Source organism: Streptomyces sp. NPDC056835, from assembly GCF_042789485.1.
Taxonomy (GTDB): Bacteria; Actinomycetota; Actinomycetes; order Streptomycetales; family Streptomycetaceae; genus Streptomyces.
Window position 1 is genome coordinate 49687 of sequence record NZ_JBHUBB010000030.1, and the last position, 13124, is coordinate 62810.

12 protein-coding genes and 1 pseudogene are annotated in these 13124 nt (G+C 70.7%); 7 read left to right on the forward strand and 6 right to left on the reverse strand.

Annotation, left to right across the window (positions count from 1 at the left end):
- Positions 1–37: 37 nt before the first annotated feature.
- Complete coding sequence (locus tag ACFRMN_RS29240; protein ID WP_383024835.1) at positions 38–631, reverse strand: TetR/AcrR family transcriptional regulator; 594 nt, start codon at positions 629–631, stop codon at positions 38–40.
- A gap of 126 nt (positions 632–757) precedes the next feature.
- Positions 758–1540 (reverse strand): SDR family oxidoreductase, encoded by a 783-nt coding sequence (locus tag ACFRMN_RS29245; RefSeq protein WP_383024836.1) that lies wholly within the window; start codon positions 1538–1540, stop codon positions 758–760.
- A gap of 222 nt (positions 1541–1762) precedes the next feature.
- Here ACFRMN_RS29245 and ACFRMN_RS29250 point away from each other — a divergent pair, with 222 nt between their 5' ends.
- Positions 1763–3091 (forward strand): exo-beta-N-acetylmuramidase NamZ domain-containing protein, encoded by a 1329-nt coding sequence (locus ACFRMN_RS29250; RefSeq protein WP_383024838.1) that lies wholly within the window; start codon positions 1763–1765, stop codon positions 3089–3091.
- Positions 3092–3225: 134 nt separating this feature from the next.
- Positions 3226–4545, forward strand: coding sequence for an MFS transporter (locus ACFRMN_RS29255; RefSeq protein ID WP_383024975.1), 1320 nt, complete (start codon positions 3226–3228; stop codon positions 4543–4545).
- 84 nt (positions 4546–4629) lie between these two features.
- On the opposite strand, the gene ACFRMN_RS29260 is transcribed toward ACFRMN_RS29255, so the two are convergent.
- The gene (locus ACFRMN_RS29260) at positions 4630–7491 is read right to left on the reverse strand and encodes a penicillin acylase family protein (RefSeq protein WP_383024840.1); all 2862 of its coding nucleotides are present in this window, start codon (positions 7489–7491) and stop codon (positions 4630–4632) included.
- Between the two features lie 241 nt (positions 7492–7732).
- Between ACFRMN_RS29260 and ACFRMN_RS29265 the strand changes: the two genes are divergently transcribed.
- The gene (locus tag ACFRMN_RS29265) at positions 7733–8344 is read left to right on the forward strand and encodes a hypothetical protein (protein ID WP_383024842.1); all 612 of its coding nucleotides are present in this window, start codon (positions 7733–7735) and stop codon (positions 8342–8344) included.
- Between the two features lie 162 nt (positions 8345–8506).
- Here ACFRMN_RS29265 and soxR read toward each other — a convergent pair whose 3' ends face one another.
- Complete coding sequence (gene soxR / locus ACFRMN_RS29270) at positions 8507–8989, reverse strand: redox-sensitive transcriptional activator SoxR (protein WP_383024844.1); 483 nt, start codon at positions 8987–8989, stop codon at positions 8507–8509.
- 182 nt (positions 8990–9171) lie between these two features.
- On the opposite strand from soxR, the gene ACFRMN_RS29275 reads away from it, so the two are divergent.
- A complete protein-coding gene (locus tag ACFRMN_RS29275; RefSeq protein WP_383024846.1) occupies positions 9172–9633 on the forward strand; it encodes a MaoC family dehydratase in 462 nt (153 codons plus the stop codon).
- Positions 9634–9649: 16 nt separating this feature from the next.
- Here ACFRMN_RS29275 and ACFRMN_RS29280 read toward each other — a convergent pair whose 3' ends face one another.
- Both ACFRMN_RS29280 and ACFRMN_RS29285 read right to left on the reverse strand, forming a co-directional pair.
- Positions 9650–10291, reverse strand: coding sequence for a TetR/AcrR family transcriptional regulator (locus ACFRMN_RS29280; RefSeq protein ID WP_383024848.1), 642 nt, complete (start codon positions 10289–10291; stop codon positions 9650–9652).
- A 333-nt stretch (positions 10292–10624) separates the two neighbouring features.
- Positions 10625–10912, reverse strand: a complete 288-nt coding sequence (locus tag ACFRMN_RS29285; protein WP_356518388.1) for a YiaA/YiaB family inner membrane protein — start codon at positions 10910–10912, stop codon at positions 10625–10627.
- Between the two features lie 164 nt (positions 10913–11076).
- Here ACFRMN_RS29285 and ACFRMN_RS29290 point away from each other — a divergent pair, with 164 nt between their 5' ends.
- The 3 genes and pseudogenes from ACFRMN_RS29290 to ACFRMN_RS29300 all read left to right on the forward strand — a co-directional run bounded on the left by ACFRMN_RS29290 (position 11077) and on the right by ACFRMN_RS29300 (position 12978).
- A complete protein-coding gene (locus ACFRMN_RS29290) occupies positions 11077–11772 on the forward strand; it encodes a TetR/AcrR family transcriptional regulator (protein WP_383024850.1) in 696 nt (231 codons plus the stop codon).
- Between the two features lie 28 nt (positions 11773–11800).
- Positions 11801–11968, forward strand: a pseudogene (locus ACFRMN_RS29295) (transcriptional regulator); the annotation flags it as partial.
- 32 nt (positions 11969–12000) lie between these two features.
- On the forward strand, positions 12001–12978 hold the full coding sequence (locus tag ACFRMN_RS29300; RefSeq protein WP_383024852.1) for a DMT family transporter: 978 nt from the start codon (positions 12001–12003) through the stop codon (positions 12976–12978).
- The last annotated feature ends 146 nt before the right edge of the window (positions 12979–13124 follow it).

A 13124-nucleotide genomic window follows, 5' to 3' on the forward strand; every position in this document is an offset into this window, starting at 1 on the left:
CAACCACCGCCGGTGCGGGGGGCGTTGGCCCGTCGGCCTACGGGCGCAGCGCCCGCAGCAGCAGATCCGCGAGATGGTCCGCGACCTGCTGCGGCGTGAGCGGACCGTCCGGGCGGTACCAGGTCGAGAGATGGTGGACCGAGCCGAAGTGGTAGTCCACCACCAGATCCGCCGGCGTCGCGGTGGAGAAGACCCCGCTCCGCTGGCCCTCCTCGATCAGCGCGCGGAACCGCTCGTGGTAGCGGCGGCGCTCCGCCCGTACCCGCTTGTTCTTCTCCGGGCTCAGATGGTGCATGGAGCGGAAGAAGATCGCGGCGTCGTCCAGGTTGTCGATGGTCGTCACGACGACGTCGGCGGCGGCGGCCCGCAGTCGTCGCTCCACCGGTTCGTCCGCGTCCGCGTAGGCGTCGAGACGTTCCTGCTGGAGGCGCAGGACGCGGGCGTAGACCTCCTGGAGCAGGTCCTCCTTGGAGCCGAAGTAGTGGTAGAGCGCTCCCTTGGTGACGCCCGCCGCCTCGACGATCTCCTGGACCGAGGTGCGGTCGTAGCCGCGCTCGGCGAAGAGCCGGGTGGCGGCGGCCAGCAGTCGCTGGGGAACGGGGGTACCGTCCCCGTCCGTCGTTCTGGCCATCTGCCGTCACCTGCCTTTCACTCCGGGAAACGCCGTTCCCGCCCGAGGATCTTCCCACCCGCCGTCCCGGGCGGCTCGGGCAGGATCGATGCCGCGCGGGGGCCGCTTGCGCGCGGACCTGTCCGGTCATTCCCGCGCGCCCTCGCCGCCTCCGACCGCCTCCCACTTCTGCTGGACGCGGTTCATCGTGGCGAGCCAGCGGTCGGGGTCACCGGCGCGCGCCTGGTAGAAGCCCGCCACCTCGGGATGCGGCAGCACGAGGAAGCGGTCCTCCGCCATCGCCGTGAACAGCGCGTCGGCCACGGCGGGCGGCTCGATGGCGGTGGGGGTGAGCACGAGGTCGCCGGCGGTTCCGGTCGCGGCGAGCATGTCCGTACGCACACCCTGCGGACAGATGGCGTGCACCTTGAGACCGCGGTGACGGTAGGTCAGCGAGAGCCATTCCGCGTAGGCCAGCGCGCCGTGCTTGGTGACGCTGTACGGGGCCGCGCCGATCATGGTGAGCAGTCCGGCGGCGGAGACGGTGGAGACGAACCTGCCGCTCCCGCGCTCCAGCCAGCCGGGCAGCAGCGCCCTGCTGGCCCGTACGTGCGCCATGACATTGACGTCCCAGGCGGCCGACCAGACGTCCTCGCCGGAGAGCGCGTCACCGGCCGAGCCGAGCCCGGCGTTGGCGCAGTAGATGTCGACGGTGCCGCCCAGCGCCTCACGGGCGTCGTCCACGATCAGGGAGGCGTCGCCCGGGACCGCGACGGCGTCGATCTCCGCGGCGACGGCCTCGGCCTTCCGCGCGTCGAGGTCGTTGACCACCACCCGGGCGCCTTCGGCGGCGAATCTGCGGGCCAGCGCGGCCCCGATGCCACCGCCGGCTCCTGTGACCACAACCCCCGCACCGTGCACCGAACTCATCGGGACCTGCCTTTCCGGCGTTCCGGTTCCTTGCCTTCCTCGCCGACGACCCCGTCGGCTCCGGCAGACTAACCGGTCGGTATGTGATGGGGGAAGAGGACCGGGCCCCGTCCGGACGGGGGCGGCGGCGCGGCGTGCGGTCGGCCTCGTTCCGCGCGGTCGGCCGCCGCGCTAGCGTGCGTGGCCATGACAGATGACGAGCCGATGCGCGGAGGTAGCGGAATGAGCCTGTCCAGACGGGGATTGCTGGCCGCGGGTGGCGCGATGGGTGTCGTGGGCGCGACGGGTACGGCGGGTGCGACAGGTACGGCGGGTGCGACAGGCGCGACGGTCGCGGCCCCGGCCCCGGCCGCCGCGCGCCCGGGCGACGGGACCGGGGCCGCGCACCCCGGGGGCGGGACGCGGGTCCGTACCGGCTTCGACCGGCTGGCCGCCGACGGCTACCGTCCGCTCGCCGGGGAGAAGGTCGGCGTGGTCACCAACCCGACCGGAATCACCTCCGACGTACGCCACATCGTGGATGTCATGCACGCCGACGCGCGGGTGAGGCTGGTCGCCGTCTTCGGCCCGGAACACGGCTTCCGCGGCACGGCGCAGGCCGGCGGCTCCGAGGGCCGATACGACGATCCGGCCACCGGGCTGCCCGTCTACGACACGTATCTGAAGAGCGGGCAGCCTCTCGCGGACATCTTCACCGCGTCCGGGGTCGACACCGTCGTCTTCGACATCCAGGACGCGGGCGCCCGCTTCTACACGTACATCTGGACGCTGTACGACTGCATGGAGGCGGCGGCGCTCGCGGGGAAGCGCTTCGTGGTGCTCGACCGGCCCAATCCGGTGACCGGGCGGGCGGCTCTCGGGCCGGTACTCCACCGGGAGTTCGCGACCTTCGTGGGGCGTCAGCCGATCTCGCAGGCGCACGGCATGACCGTCACCGAGCTGGCGCGGCTGTTCAACGGCGAGTTCCTGACGTCGAAGCCGGTGGAACTGGACGTCGTCACGATGACGGGCTGGCGGCGCGGCGACTTCTTCGACGCGACGGGCCTGCCATGGGTGCCGCCGAGCCCCAACATGCCGACGCCCGAGACCGCTTTGGTGTACGCGGGGACCTGTCTCTTCGAGGGGACGAATCTGTCGGAGGGACGCGGCACGACACGGCCGTTCGAGCTGCTGGGCGCGGAGGGCATCGGCCGCGAGTGGGCGGCGGCGGTCAACGCGCTGGAACTGCCGGGGGTGCGCTTCCGCGAGGCGTACTTCGCGCCGACCTTCTCCAAGTTCCAGGGCCGGACGGTCGGCGGGGTCCAACTCCATGTCCACGACCGGCAGTCGTTCGATCCGGTACGCACCGGTATCGCGCTGCTGGTGACGGCGAAGCGGTCGTGGAGCGGGTTCGCCTGGCGCTCCGACAACTGGATCGACAAGCTGACCGGGTCGGCGAAGGTCCGGGCGCTGATCGACGCGGGCGCGGACACGGACGAGGTGACCGGCGCGTGGCAGAGCCAACTGGCCGCGTTCCGGGACGTACGGCGGGAGTATCTGCTCTACCGGTAACCGCTCCACCGGTAACCGCGTGGTTCCGTCGGCGAGCGCGCGGCCGATAACAATCGGTAGCGAAGCGATATCCGAGAGTGTTCAACAGGCGCCGTTGACCGTGCCGTTCACCGGCCGTGAAAGTGCCTGTCGTGATCGACGAAACTCTGTCCCCCACTCCCACGGCGCCCGCCGCGGACACTCCGGAACGCCGGGAGAGTCCGCGCCGGGTGGCCGTGGCGAGCTTCATCGGCAACACCATCGAGCTCTACGACTTCTTCATCTACGGCATGGCGGCGGCGCTGGTCCTCGACGACGTCTTCTTCCCCAACCTCTCCCCCCTCAACGCCACGCTCGCGTCCTTCTCCACGTACGCGGTGGCCTTTCTGGCTCGCCCGATCGGCTCAATCGTCTTCGGCCATTTCGGTGACCGCGTCGGCCGTAAATCCGTCCTGGTCATCTCGCTGCTGCTGATGGGTCTGTCCACGGCGCTGGTGGGACTGCTGCCCGGCTACGCCACCCTGGGCAGTTGGGCGCCGCTGCTGCTCGTCATGCTCCGCTTCCTCCAGGGCATCGGGATCGGCGGCGAGTGGGGCGGCGCGGTGCTCCTGGCCGTGGAGCACGCACCGCGCGGGCGGCGCGGGCTGTACGCGGCGTTCCCCCAACTCGGCCCGCCCGTCGGCTTCTCCGCCGCCACCGGTGTCTTCTGGCTGGTGTCCGCGTCCCTCGACGAGGCGGCCTTCGCCAGTTGGGGCTGGCGCATTCCGTTCCTGCTGTCCTTCCTGCTGGTCGCCGTCGGGCTGGTCGTACGGCTGAAGATCAGCGAGACCCCGGTCTTCGCGCGGTCCGTGGCGGAACGGGCCACCAGCAGGGCACCCCTGATGGAGCTCCTGCGGTGTCACACACGTGAACTGCTGCTCGGCGCGGGCGCGATGGCGGTCGTGTACGCGCTCTTCTACACATCGATGACCTACGGCCTGTCGTACGCCACGACATCACTGGGCATTCCGCGCAATACGATGCTGGCGCTGTCCCTGGTCGCCTGCCTCTTCCTCGCGGCGGGCATCTGGTTCTCCGCCACCCGCTCCGACAAGGACGGCCGACGGAGACTGGTCCTGTCGGGCTGCGGACTGGCCGCGGTCTGGAGCCTGCTGCTGTTCCCGCTGCTCGACACCGAGCGGCCGGTGCTGATGGCGCTGGCCCTCGGGGGCGCGCTGTTCTGTCTGGGTGTGACGTCCGGTCCGATGGGCGCGTATCTGCCGGAGCTGTTCCCCGCCCGCGTCCGCTACTCGGGCGCGTCGCTCGCGTACAACCTGGGCGGTGTTCTGGGCGGCGCGGTCTCCCCCCTGGTCGTGCCGCGCCTCCAGTCCGGCTTCGGCTCGACGTCGGTGGGCTGGTACGTCTGCGGGATGGCCGTGGTCTCCCTGCTGTGTGTGCGGGCGCTGCCGGAGACGCGGGAGCGCGAACTGGGCTGACGTACGAAGCCGAGGCGTCCCCCGCTTGCGTACGGCGGCGTCCCCGCCTTCGTACGCGGGGGACGCCGCGCGAGCACCCGGCCGCTAACGGTGGCTCGGGAACTCCACCACCTGCTGGTACGTCGGCCTGTTCTGCCAGTTGACCTTCGGGTGGCTGATGCCGCCCAGCGCCCGGTGGATGATCGTGTCCGTGCACCACTGGTCCCCGGCCGCGCAGCTGTCGTCGCCCGGATAGACCGCACTGGCGGGCACCGCCGCCGCTGCCTTCAGGGTGGTGAGCAGCACGTCACGGCAGGCGCTCAGGGAGCCGCCCCCGCAGTACGTGTCCGGTGTCGGGGCCTGGACCGGGTCGCCCAGGACCTGCCGGAGGTCCTTGTCCACATATCCCCACCAGCCGTACTGGAACGCGGAGCCGCTGTGCGCGCCCGTCGGGCCATGGCTGGAGGCCGGGGACTCGTCGGTCGGGAGCGACGCGGTGAGCGCCTGGTAGAGGCCGTCGCCGAGGCCCGGCTTGAACGCGGCCTCCACCAGCCTGGGCCACCACGCGTCCATGATCCGTACGGCGTCGGCGTTCCCGTACGTGTGCGAGCCCTGCGCCGTCTCCTTGCGCGGGGAGCCCGCCGCGCGCCAGGCCTCCAGCTGCTGTACGGCGGTGCTGAGCTGCGGATCGGTGACGGGCGCCGAGCGCAGCACTTTCAGCAGTTCGGGCAGTACCTGCTCACCGCGCAGATCGGTCACGGCCGCCTCGGCCATCGCCCGGGTGAGGGAGGCGCGGGTGACCCCGCCGTCCGCGACCAGTTTCTTGACGCGGCCGTCCAGCAGATCGCCCCGGTGCACGGCTCCGAAGCCGAAGCCCGCCGTGTCGTACTCCTTCGCCTGCCGGTTGTTCCAGGAGATGTAGTAGTCCTGTCCGACCGACTGCGGATGCTGGGCGAACGGCGTGTACGCGGCGGTGTTGTGCACCGGGTCGTAGCCCTGCCACTCGTACGCCTGCTCGGCCTTGACGGGCAGCGCCGGATCGACGCCCGCCGCGCGCACCGGGTTCGAGCCGCTGTTGAAGAAGGCGGCCGTGCGCGAGTCCGCGTAGAACCAGTTGAAGGCGTAGCCGATGCGGTGCGCGGCCTGCTGGAAGGAGGCCGCGTCCTTGGTGTACGCGGGGTCGTTGAGCATCTGGAAGCCGATGATCGACTCGGCTTCGTGCCGGTAGGTGGTGCGCAGTGAGGTGTAGGCGACGGGTTTGCCGCCGATGGTCGCGCGGTGGGTGACCATGCCGTACTTGGTACGCCAGACCTGGAGCCGGTAGGAGCCGGCGGCGGTGGAGTCGGCGACGGTCGGCTTCCAGGAGTTGCTGCGCTCCATCTTCTCCATCGGGGTGCAGACGGAGCGGTAGAGGTAGTGCGTGGACGCCTTGGTGGCGGGCGAGCCGTTGGGTTCGCACAGCTCGACGGCGTACGTGTCGGTGATGTCCTGGCCCGCCGAGGTGGCGCTCCAGGCGTAGTCCTGGCCGCGGCCCATCTGGACGTACATGCCGACTCCGGCGAAGGCGACGCCGCGGGCGCTGATGCCGGGGCCCTGGAGTTCCTGGAGCATCATGAGCTGTGGCGCGAAGTAGCCGGTCTGCGGGCCGAAGACGGCCACGGGATTTCCGCTCGCGGTGTGCTGCCCCGAGACGAGCAGCGCGTTGGACATCCCGCGCTTGGCGGAGAGCGAGCCCGGCGGGACGACTCCGTCGTCGAAGAGGCCCTGGAGCGGCTTGAGTTTCTCCGGGGCTGTGACCGGGGCCTTGGCGTTCGTACCGGCCGAGCCGGTCCTGTCGTACACCAACTGTTCGGCCTGGACCGAGCCGGCGTCGGGCAGGGCCGTGCCGCGTGGCTGGGCGGGCTTGCGCGCGTACGGGAAGCGGGTGCCGTCGTGGACGGTGAGCACGGCCTCGGGGTCGTCGCGCTGGCGGAACGCCTCCCAGACCTCGGTGCCCTTGACGACGCCGTACTTCTGCTGGGCGGCGAGGAGCGAGAGCGCCGCCTGGACCTCGCCGCCGCCTCCGCCGCCGAACTGGCCGCCGACGACGGACGCTATGGAGATCAGGTCGGTGAGCTTGAAGGGCTGGATCTCGCCGACGTTGGTGATCGAGTCGATCTTGCCGGTGAGTACGTACTCGCCGGGGAAGTAGCGGCCGTCCTTGGACTTCTGGCGGTAGGCGTTGATGCCGTCGACATACGCCTGCGCGTCCGCCATGGCCAGCTCGCCGCGCTCGCCCTCGGTGGTCCTGATCCGCTCGATCTGGGCCTCGTACTCCGCTTCCGTGTACGGGGCCGAGGGCCAGAACTGCTGCTCAAGGCCCTGGTTGGCGAGCGCGCCGCCCGCGAAGGAAGTCAGCTCACCGCGGCCGATATGACGGAAGAGGTCCATCATCCACAGCCGGTCCTGCGCCGCCGCGTAACCGGCGCCGAACTCGGTGCCGTAGCGGGTGGTGCCCTTGATGTGCGGGACGCCGGTCTTCTTGTCGCGGGTGATCGTGACGTCGTCGCGCGGGGAGGTGACGGACTCGACCTGGTCCGCGGGCACCCCGAAGGAGGCGTCGTTGAAGAAGTCGGAGAGCTTCGCGTCGGTGAGTCCGCCATGACCGGCCACCAGCGCGTCGTACCGGCCGAGTTGGTCGGAGGCATGGGCGGGGAAGGTGCCGAACAGACGGTTGCCGAGGATATCGGCGAGGGTGGCGTTGCCGTTCTGGCCGGGCGGCAGGATGTCGGCGCACTGGCCCTGGCAGTGATCGGTGACGGGGTCGGCCACCGCGGCGGGGGCGCCTGCCGCGGCGGCGTCCGCGGCGGGGGCGGGTGCCCGCGCGGGTTCGGCGGCAGCCTGTGGCAGTGGGGTCAGCAGAGCCGCGCCCAGCGCGAACACCGCCGCGGCGGTGGCGCTGGCGAGTCTTCCGGTGCGTCGTCGCATGGGTGCTCCTCGGGGAGGCCGGTGCGCCGGAGGTTACCGGCGGTATAACCGCTCGGTAAGATGAACATCAGTCACCTTTTCCGAACCGCCACATGCCGGTTCCTGTGAATCACCATCGAATTCGGCTCGATAACAACCGGAATGTCGGAATCCATGGGTGCCATCGGATTTTTGATGGAGCCGAATGGGGCAGACGTACGTCCATTCCTCAACGCCGATGAAGCGACGGAGGTGGCATGCGATGGCCGGATTCCGGAGTCTTGCGAGACAGGTGCGCGACCCGCGATGCGATCTGGCCTTGCGACGGTACTCACTGCGCAAGTGCCTGGAGCGATTTGCCCCTTATGGGCACCGGGCGACCTGGGATCATCTGTGCGCGAGGCACAGTATCGAGCCCGAGGACAGGGCGCCCGATCCGGTGCGGCTGATGGCCGCACTGGACGAGTTGGAGGAGGCGCGGGCCGTCTGGCTCGCGTACGAGAGGGAGTTCGCGGAACGACGCAGGCGCGAGAAGCACGACGGACTGAGGCGCCCCAAGAGCTTCGACGACTGGCACCGGCGGACCTGGGGCGGTAACGGCGTCGCCCGGTGCGACGATCCGGCCGTCCATCCGCCCGAGTCACTGGCCGAGGTGCTGCGCCGGCTGATCTCCGGGCTGGAGAGGGGCCCGGGGGCGACCTGCCCCGTCTGCGCGGACCATGACATCGTCTGGCGTCCCGACCTGGCGGGCGAACCCTGGTCGGGACCGGTCTGTATGGGCTGCGGCATCGTCGTACCGTTGCCCGTCCTCACGTCCGAGGCACTGGACCGGGCGAAGCGGGTGCGGTTCAAGGATCTGGCGTCGGTGGCCTGAGGTCTGCGGGGGCGGTCTCCGGAGATGGCGCCCCCGCGGTATTGATGCCCTGTGTGACGGTGACCGGTTCAGTCCTGTGCACGGCGCGGGTGACGGTCGTGCTTGGGTGACGGCTGCGCGTCGGGTGACGGCCGCGCGCGGGTGACGGCCGCGCGCGGGTGTTCAGGAGCACTCGGGGCTCTTCGGAGCCCGACGCTCCGGGAGCAGGCGCGAGCCCGTCATGCGCTCACCGAAGATGTCGTCCGGGTTGGACAGCACACAGGTTTCCAGGGACAGACAGCCGCAGCCGATGCAGTCGGTCAAGTGATCACGGAGCCGCCCGAGTTGCGTGATGCGCTCGTCCAGCTCCGCGCGCCATGCCTCCGAGAGCCGGGCCCAGTCGTCCCGGTTGGGGGTGCGCTCCTCGGGGAGTTCGGCCAGCGCGTCCCTGATCGTGGCGAGCGGGATACCGACGCGCTGGGCGGCGCGGACGAAGGCCACGCGGCGCAGTGCGTCGCGCCCGTAACGGCGCTGATTGCCGCTTGTCCTGCGGCTGCTGATGAGCCCTTTGGACTCGTAGAAGTGCAGGGCCGACACGGCGGCACCGCTGCGCGCCGACAGCTGGCCGACGGTCAGCTCGTGGATCTTCTCGGGAATCTGTGGCACTCCGCCAACCCTATGCCGTGCACCCTGTGTCCGCGTTGACAGGAGCACGTGCGCCCAACATGCTGAGCAAGCGCTTAGACGGATTCGCTTGACGCACTTGACGTTCTTGACGTTCTTGACGTTCTTGACGTTCTTGACGTTCTTGACGGGCTTCATGGGCTTGAGAGGCAGGGAACAGGGACATGGCCGAGCCGAGGATCTTCACCTCCGCCGAGGAGCTGCGCGCCGGGGTCGGCGAGCAGTTGGGGCACAGCGAGTGGCTGGAGATCGACCAGAAGCGGATCGACCTCTTCGCCGAGGCCACCGGTGATCACCAGTGGATCCATGTGGACCCGGAGCGGGCCGCGGCGGGGCCGTTCGGGACCACGATCGCGCACGGCTATCTGACGCTCTCGCTGCTGCCCGCGTTCGTGCCGCAGATCCTGCGGGTCGAGAACGTGAAGATGGGCATCAACTACGGGACCAACAAGGTCCGTTTCCCCTCCCCCGTGCCGGTCGGCTCGCGGCTGCGCGCGTCGGCCGTCCTGACGGACGTCACGGAGGCGGGCGGCGGGGTGCAGATCACCACGCTCGTCACGGTCGAGCGCGAGGGCGGCGAGAAGCCGGCCTGTGTGGCGGAGTCGGTCTCCCGGTACTACTTCTGACCGCGTTCTGATCGTGCTACTTCCGCGCGTTCTGCTTCTGCGCGGCGACCATGCGCAGGACGAGGTCGGCGTAGAGCTCGCCGACCTCGTCGGGGGTCCGGGCCCCCGCCGCGTTGAACCAGCGCGCCACATCGATACAGAGCGACAGCACCGCGAGCGTGGTGCCGGGTACGTCGGGAACGTCGAACTCCCCGTCCCGCACCCCGTCGACCAGGATGCGCCGCACCGCCGCCGTGCTGCGCCGCCGCAGTTCGACGATCTCGGCGCGGTGCTCGGGGCCGAGCGCGTCCAGCTCGTACTGCACGACCCGCGCCGTGGTGTGCCCCTCGGCGTGCCAGCGTACGAAGGAGTGGACGGCCTCGGCGAGCCGCTGCGCCGCCGTGCCCTCGCCGTCGGCCGCGGCCGTCAGCAGCGCCAGGGCCTTGTCGTGGCCGATCCGGCTGATCCGGTGAAGCAGCTCTTCCTTGGTCTTGTAATGGATGTAGAGCGCCGCCGGACTCATCCCGGCGCGCCCGGCGATATCGCGGGTGGTGGTGGCGTGGTAGCCACGCTCGGCGAACGCCTCGACCGCGGCGACCAGCAGTTTTCTGGCCGCCTCCGGGGTGACCTCACCCCACGGCGCGTTCTCGCCGTCCGCTGTCCGCTCCGCCGCGCGCATCGCTCACCTCTGCCCGTTCCATCCGGCTCACCCGTCCCGCCCGGCCCACCGGGCGGGACGAACACCATACCCCGAGGGTGAGCAAGCGCTTAGATCGACTCAGGGCCACCCGCGCACAGACAGAGACCACCGGACATGAGCCCACGACACGGGCATCCGAGAACTGTCGATGGGCCTGATCGCTCCGCGCTTTCGGACAGCGCGCCGCCTCGCACCGTAGTGGCGGCCACCGACAACATCCTGTTCCCGTCCCCGACGCGCTGTCCGGCGGCGGCGCCGCCGCTCGGGCCCTCCGCTCTTCCGAACGCCCGCCGCCCGGAGCCTCCGGGCGGCTCAGAGCTTCTGGAAGGGGTCGTGTTCCGCGAGGATCTTCTCCAGTCTGGCCTGGTCGACCCGGCTGACGATCTGCCCGGCCTCCTGCCGGTCCCTGACCACCTTGGCCAGCGTGAACGCCGAGGTCGTCAGATAGAGGACGGCGATACCGAGAAAGCCACGCACCCACGCGCTGGCTTCGAGCTTGATGATGCCGATGGTCACGGCCGCCAGCGCGAGGCCGAAGGAGAGGACGGCCTGACCGTAGAAGGCCGCGGTGTTCTGCTGCTTGACGGGAGTCTCAGTCATAACGGTCAGCATCGGGGGCTGTGGCGGGCGCCACATCCGTATCCGTACTCAGCCGGTACTCAGAGGGCCGGCACTCCTGTCAGCGAACGGCCGTTGATCAGTTATGGACCCGCCGGTTAATTAGCACTGCTAGTTTATGGTCGGCAGGCCCTACTATGTGCGCCATGGCCAGACCGCGCAAGCCCCTGCTCAGCAGAGAACGCATCGTCGAGACGGCGGGCGCGCTGGTGGACGCGGAGGGCCTGGAGGCGGTCTCCACCCGGCGGCTCGCGGCCGAGCTGGGGGTGAGCGGGCCCTCCCTCTACAACCACTTCCGCACCAAGGACGAGATCCTCGAAGCCGTCGCCGACGCGGTCAGCGCGCAGGTCGATCTGTCGATGTTCGAGGAGAGCGACGGCCGCGACTGGCGTACCGCGCTGCACGACTGGGCCGTCTCCTACCGCGCGGCGCTCGCCGACCACCCGCACCTCGTCCCGGTCCTCGCCGTCGGCCCCGGCCGCAGACCGGCCGGGCTCCGGGTCGCCGACGCCGTGTTCGGCGCGATGGTCCGGGCCGGCTGGCCGCCCGCGCAGGCCACCCATATCGGCGCGCTGATGCGGTACTTCATCACCGGCTCGGCGCTCGGCTCGTTCGCACGCGGCTTCGTCGACGACGCGACGGCGTACGACCCGGCCGACTATCCGCACCTCGGCCAGGCCCATCTGCTGGCCGAACGGCGGCAGCAGGTGGACGAGGGTGCCTTCGAGACCGGGCTGCGGGCACTGCTCGACGGCCTCGCGCTCCAGTACGAGCGATACGGGGAGGCGTCGGCTTCCGCTCCCCCGGGCACCACGCTTCGGCCCCCGCCGAACCGTCCCTGACGCATCCCGGAGAGATGGCACGCACCAGGAGCTCAAGCCGCGTCTGGCCGGGGTGGCGGGCGCGGCGCTGTGCCGCCACGCGCTGGGCGCCGGATGGTGCGTACGGATCGGCTCCGAGCGTGCGGTGAAGGTGACCGAGGACGGGGAGCGGGAGCTGTACGAGAGGCTGGGCATCGAGCCCGCGATATTGCGGTGAGAGCCGAACTGTTGTCCGCGTACCTTCACCGTATGACGCACTCGACAATCTCCGTCCGCCCCGCCCCTCCGACCTGGCTGCCCGTGGCCGCGGCGGGTGTGACGGTCGTGCTCTGGGCCTCGGCCTTCGTCTCGATCCGCAGCGCCGGCGCCGCCTACTCGCCGGGGGCGCTGGCCCTCGGCCGGCTGCTCGCGGGCGCGCTCGTCCTCGGCGCGGTCTGGCTCGTACGGCGTGAGGGTCTTCCGCCGCGCGCCGCCTGGCCCGGGATCGCGGTGTCGGGGCTGCTCTGGTTCGGCGTCTACATGGTGGTGCTCAACTGGGGCGAGCAGGAGGTCGACGCGGGCACCGCCGCGATGGTCGTGAACATAGGCCCGATCCTCATCGCCCTGCTCGGCGCCCGGCTGCTGGGCGAGACGCTTCCGCCCCGGCTGGTGGCGGGCATGGCGGTGTCGTTCGCGGGTGCGGTGGCCGTGGGGCTGTCGATGTCCGGCGAGGGCCATGCCTCGGTGCTGGGCGTGTTGCTGTGTCTGCTGGCGGCGGTGGCCTACGCGGGCGGGGTGGTGGCGCAGAAGCCCGCGCTGGCGAAGGCGAGCGCGCTCCAGGTGACCACCTTCGGCTGTCTGGTCGGCGCGGTCGCCTGTCTGCCGTTCGCCGGACAACTGCTCCACGAGGCCGCGAGCGCCCCGCTGTCGGCCACGCTCAACATGGTCTATCTGGGCGTGTTCCCGACCGCGCTGGCGTTCACGACCTGGGCCTACGCGCTGGCCCGTACGACGGCGGGCCGGATGGGTGCGACGACGTACGCGGTCCCGGCGCTGGTCGTCCTGATGTCCTGGCTGTTCCTGGACGAGATCCCGGGCCTGTTCACGCTGGCGGGCGGCGCCCTGTGTCTGGCGGGGGTGGCGGTGTCACGCTCGCGTCCGCGCCGCGGCGCCGTGGTCGCGCGGCACGACGGCGGCACTGCCGCCGGGGACAGCACGACGACGGACACGGCGGCCCGGGTCGACTGAAGGCCGAGAACCGCGGGCCGCGGGATGCGGGCTGGGAACTGCGGGCCGCGGGCCGCAGGCTGGGGGATGCGGGATGCGGGATGCGGGATGCGGGATGCAGGCTGCGGGATGCGGGCCGCAGGCTGCGGGCCGCGACGTACTGCCGA